The sequence below is a fragment of the Streptomyces anatolicus genome (assembly GCF_019400875.1).
Taxonomy (GTDB): domain Bacteria; phylum Actinomycetota; class Actinomycetes; order Streptomycetales; family Streptomycetaceae; genus Streptomyces; species Streptomyces anatolicus.
The window spans coordinates 1-4,103 of sequence record NZ_WMBF01000529.1; the positions used below are offsets into that span (position 1 = coordinate 1).

Here is a 4,103-nt window from a genome sequence, read left to right on the forward strand (position 1 = left end):
CTGCGGGACGGGGCGCCGTCGCCGGGCGAGTATGTCGCCGGGTGGATCAAGCGGGGCCCGACCGGGGTCATCGGCACCAACCGCCCGTGCGCCAAGGAGACGGTGCGGTCGCTGCTGGACGACGCCCCCGAACTCGTACGCAGGGACGTGCCGGAGGATCCGCTGGCGGGGCTGCGCGCGGCGGGACTGCGGCCGGTGGAGTGGCCGGGGTGGCTGGCGATCGAGCGTGCGGAGGCCGAGCTGGGGCGTTCCCTCGGCCGGGGCGTGGTGAAGATCCCGGACTGGGCGGGGCTGCGGCGGGCGGCGCAGGAACAGGGGTAGGAGCAGGGGCAGGGGCGTAGGTCAGGCATCGTCGGTGCCGAGCCGGTCCGCCTGGCGGGCGGCCGCGGCGAGGACGCTGTCGAGGAGGCCGGGGAAGAGCGCGTCCAGGTCGTCGCGGCGCAGCACGCTCAGCTTGGCCGTGCCCCGGTAGATCTGCCGGATCACGCCGCTCTCGCGCAGCACCCGGAAGTGGTGCGTGCTCGTCGACTTGGTGACGGGCAGGCCGAAGTGCGAGCAGGCCAGCTCGGCCCCCTCCTCGCGGGCGAGGTCCCGGACGATCCGCATCCGCATGGGGTCGGCGAGGGCGTGCAGCACCGCTTCGAGCCGGATCTCCCCCGGTTCCGGGTGGGCGAGCGTCCTGCTGCTGCTCGCGGCGGCGGTCGTCATGACGGCTCCACTTCGTCCGGTGTTCCCTGTGGTCCGGCGGTGTTCCCTCTTGGGCCGGTCTTCTCCGGCGCCATTGTACGAGAGTCGCCGTAGTTCGGCGTTCGCCGTAGTTCGTCAGTCATCGTAGTTTGACAATCACCGTACTACGAGGTCTATCGTACGAGCAGCCCACAAGCCCGTGAGGAATGGAGTCCGCCATGAGCGCCCTGTTCGAGCCGTACACCCTGCGATCGCTGACGATCCCGAACCGGGTCTGGATGCCGCCCATGTGCCAGTACTCGGCGCTCCCGGAGGGGCCGGACGCGGGCGTCCCGCTCGACTGGCACTTCGCGCACTACGCGGCCCGCGCCGCCGGTGGCACGGGCCTGATCATCGTCGAGGCGACCGCCGTCAGCCCCGAGGGCCGCATCAGCCCGTACGACCTGGGCATCTGGAACGACACCCAGGTGGAGGCGTTCCGCCGGACGACGGCGTTCCTCAAGAGCCAGGGCACCGTCCCCGGCATCCAGATCGCGCACGCCGGACGCAAGGCGTCCACCGGCCGTCCCTGGAAGGGCGGTGCCCCGGTGGGCGCGGAGGAGTACGGCTGGCAGCCCGTCGCGCCGAGCCCCCTCGCCTTCGACGAGCGCCACCCCGTGCCCACGGAGCTGACCGTCGAGCAGATCCGCGAGATCGTCGGGCAGTTCGCCGAGGCCGCGCGGCGCTCGCTGGACGCCGGTTTCGAGGTCGCCGAGATCCATGGCGCGCACGGCTATCTGATCGGCGAGTTCCTTTCGCCGCACAGCAACAAGCGCACCGACGCGTACGGCGGTTCGTACGAGAACCGCACGCGGTTCGCCCTCGAAGTGGTCGACGCCGTACGGGCCGTGTGGCCCGAGGACAAGCCGCTGTTCTTCCGCATCTCCGCCACCGACTGGCTCCAGGAGGCGGGCTGGACGGCCGACGACACCGTCCGCTTCGCGACCCAGCTCAAGGAGCACGGGATCGACCTGCTGGACGTGTCCACGGGCGGCAACGCGGCGGGCGTCCACATCCCCGTCGAGCCGGGCTACCAGGTGCCGTTCGCCGCGCGGGTGAAGGCCGAGACGGAGCTGGCGGTCGCGGCGGTCGGCCTCATCACCGAGGTGGCGCAGGCCGAGAAGATCCTGGCCAACGGCGAGGCTGACGCGGTCCTGTTGGGCCGCGAGCTGCTGCGTGACCCCTCGTGGGCGCGGCGCGCGGCACGTGAACTCGGCGCCGAGGTGCGGGTGCCGGACCAGTACCACCGGTCCGTCTGAGCCCCGCTCCGGCCGCTCACGCGGGGCACCGGGGCGCCGGCCGGGTCACTCGGGGATGGCCGCCGAAGTGGTCACTCGGGGATGGCCGCCAGCGTGAACGAGTGCCCCGCCGGGTCGGAGTAGGTGCGCGTGTCCCGTGGGCCGCTGTTGTTCTTCGTCTCCACCGGACGCGCGCCGAGACCGATCACCTCGCGCTCCGCCTCGTCCATGTCGTGCCGGGCGACCATGATCCTCAGGTGCGCCTGCTGGGAGTCCTCGGGGCGGGGCCAGCTCGGCGGGATGTAGTCGCGCTCGCGGTGCACGGCAAGGCAGACCCCGGCGTCGTTCGTGACCTCGACGTAGTCGGGGTCCTTGCTCAACTGGACCTCCGCGCCGAGCAGTCCGGCGTAGAACTCGGCCAGTTGCTCGGGTTCCGAGCAGTCGAGGACGAGCACGGTGCGCTTCTCTACGGTCATGGTGTGCGGGTCCCCCGCGCGGCCCCCGCCAAACGGCGGTTTCCCCCGGCGCGGCGGCTGAGCCTTTCAAGGAGCGAGCGGGGCCAGCCGGACCGGGGTCAGGTCGGGCGCCCCGTCGGCGTAGGCGTCCTCGTCGAGCGGGTACAGCGGCCGCTCCACCCGGTGGTGTCCGAGGCGCGGCAGGTCCTGGTCGACGCCGCCCGGGGTGAGGGCGAGCAGCCAGTCCCCCGCCATGTCGTACAGCTCGGGCTCCAGATAGCCGATCTTCACGGCCACGATGTCGTACGTACGAGGGTCGATGCCGAGGCCGCCCTCTCGCGGGCCCGTGAAGTCGGCCAGGGTGTGGAACGGCTTGCGGCGCTCGACGAGGATCACCGTGAGGCCGCCGGTGCGGATGGCCGCCATGTCGACGCCACGGTCGTAGGCGCCGCCCTCCGCGCGGTCCTTCCGGTCGGTGGCGCGCTGCAACGCGACGACGGTTCCGGTGAGTGCGTACGGCCCGCCGTGGCGCGGGTCGACCTTGCCGCCGACGCTCAGCGCGACCTCCGCGCCCACGCCCGCCTCGAAGCAGCGGGCGACGGCGGCCGGGTCGGTGATGCCGGGGTGGACGGCGCTGACCCGCCCGGCGCGGATCGCCTCGTTCTCCAGGAGCTTGCGCAGCATGTACGCGAGGTCGCCCGCGCCGCCCGCCGTGGGGTTGTCGCCCGAGTCGCTGATCAGGAAGGGCCGCTTGTCCGAGGCCACGGCCCGCTCCACGCACTCCTCGGCGCTGCCCGTCGGGCCGACGAAGACGAAGTCGCGGCGGGCGTCCCAGTAGCGGCGGGCGAGCTTCTCGGCCTCGGCGGCGGCGAGTTCGGCGTCCTCGCCGGTGACGACGATCGCGGCCTTGCAGCGCGGTTCGTCGGCCCAGGCGTAGCCGACCCACAGCGCGGCGTCGAGGATGCCGGGCAGCCTCTCGATCTCGGCGAGCGAGGCGTAGAGGGACTTGGCGGGCTCCAGGCGGGTGCTGGTCTTCTCGCCGGGCAGCAGCACCGGCACCTGTACCCAGGCGCGGTGCGGGCGCGTGCCGTCGCGCAGGCAGCGGATGAGGTTGCGGGCGGCGCGCTCGCGGGTCCCCCAGGCGTCCTCGTGCGGGGCGAGGCGGTGGGCGGTGAGCAGGTCGACCGGCTCGGCGAAGCGGCGCGAGACGTTGCCGTGCAGGTCCATGGCGGCGGAGATCATCGGGCGGCCGGTGCCGTCCGGGGTGCCGACGGAGTCGAGGGCGGCGCGCACCGCTTCGGTGAGGTCGGCCTCGGCGTCGGTGAGTCCGATGACGCTCATCGCGCCGTGGATGTCGTAGACGAGGCCGTCGAGGGGGCCCGCTTCCCTGATGCGGGTGACCAGTTCGTCCTTGAGTGTCAGATACGACCGCGCTTCGACCGGCCCGCCGGGCAGCGAGGTCGCGTGCAGCAGGGGCACCCATTCGACGTCCGTGGCGAGGCCGGATCCGGGGCGCGTCCACGTGTAGCGGTCGAGGAGGTCCTGGCCGCGGGCCTGGCGGAAGTCATCCGTGGTGGAGCGGTGCGGGCAGAACGTGGAGGACTCGATGCCGATGCCGCCGATGCCGATGCGCAGGCGGCGGTGGGTCGCGGTGGGGGTCATGCGGGTGCGCTCTCTTCCTGGG

4 protein-coding genes and 1 pseudogene are annotated in these 4,103 nt (G+C 72.8%); 2 read left to right on the top strand and 3 right to left on the bottom strand.

Translation table 11 applies throughout. From position 1 onward, the window contains the following. A pseudogene (locus tag GKQ77_RS28885) lies at nt 1-321 on the top strand (NADP oxidoreductase); the annotation flags it as partial. Nucleotides 322-342: 21 nt separating this feature from the next. On the opposite strand, the gene GKQ77_RS28890 reads toward GKQ77_RS28885, so the two are convergent. Continuing rightward, entirely contained in the window at nt 343-708 is a 366-nt protein-coding gene (locus GKQ77_RS28890) for an ArsR/SmtB family transcription factor (RefSeq protein ID WP_219691974.1), read from the bottom strand. 197 nt (nt 709-905) lie between these two features. Between GKQ77_RS28890 and GKQ77_RS28895 the strand changes: the two genes are divergently transcribed. Then, nucleotides 906-1,985, top strand: a complete 1,080-nt coding sequence (locus GKQ77_RS28895) for an NADH:flavin oxidoreductase/NADH oxidase (RefSeq protein ID WP_219691976.1) — start codon at nt 906-908, stop codon at nt 1,983-1,985. A gap of 71 nt (nt 1,986-2,056) precedes the next feature. Here GKQ77_RS28895 and GKQ77_RS28900 read toward each other — a convergent pair whose 3' ends face one another. After that, nucleotides 2,057-2,440 (bottom strand): VOC family protein, encoded by a 384-nt coding sequence (locus GKQ77_RS28900; protein ID WP_219691977.1) that lies wholly within the window; start codon nt 2,438-2,440, stop codon nt 2,057-2,059. Between the two features lie 66 nt (nt 2,441-2,506). Continuing rightward, entirely contained in the window at nt 2,507-4,081 is a 1,575-nt protein-coding gene (locus tag GKQ77_RS28905) for a M81 family metallopeptidase (protein WP_219691978.1), read from the bottom strand. Nucleotides 4,082-4,103 lie beyond the last annotated feature (22 nt).

Coding starts and splice junctions, on each gene's coding strand:
- GKQ77_RS28890 (WP_219691974.1), bottom strand. CDS start 708: ATGACGACCGCCGCCGCGAGCAGCAGCAGGACGCTCGCCCACCCGGAA.
- GKQ77_RS28895 (WP_219691976.1), top strand. CDS start 906: ATGAGCGCCCTGTTCGAGCCGTACACCCTGCGATCGCTGACGATCCCG.
- GKQ77_RS28900 (WP_219691977.1), bottom strand. CDS start 2,440: ATGACCGTAGAGAAGCGCACCGTGCTCGTCCTCGACTGCTCGGAACCC.
- GKQ77_RS28905 (WP_219691978.1), bottom strand. CDS start 4,081: ATGACCCCCACCGCGACCCACCGCCGCCTGCGCATCGGCATCGGCGGC.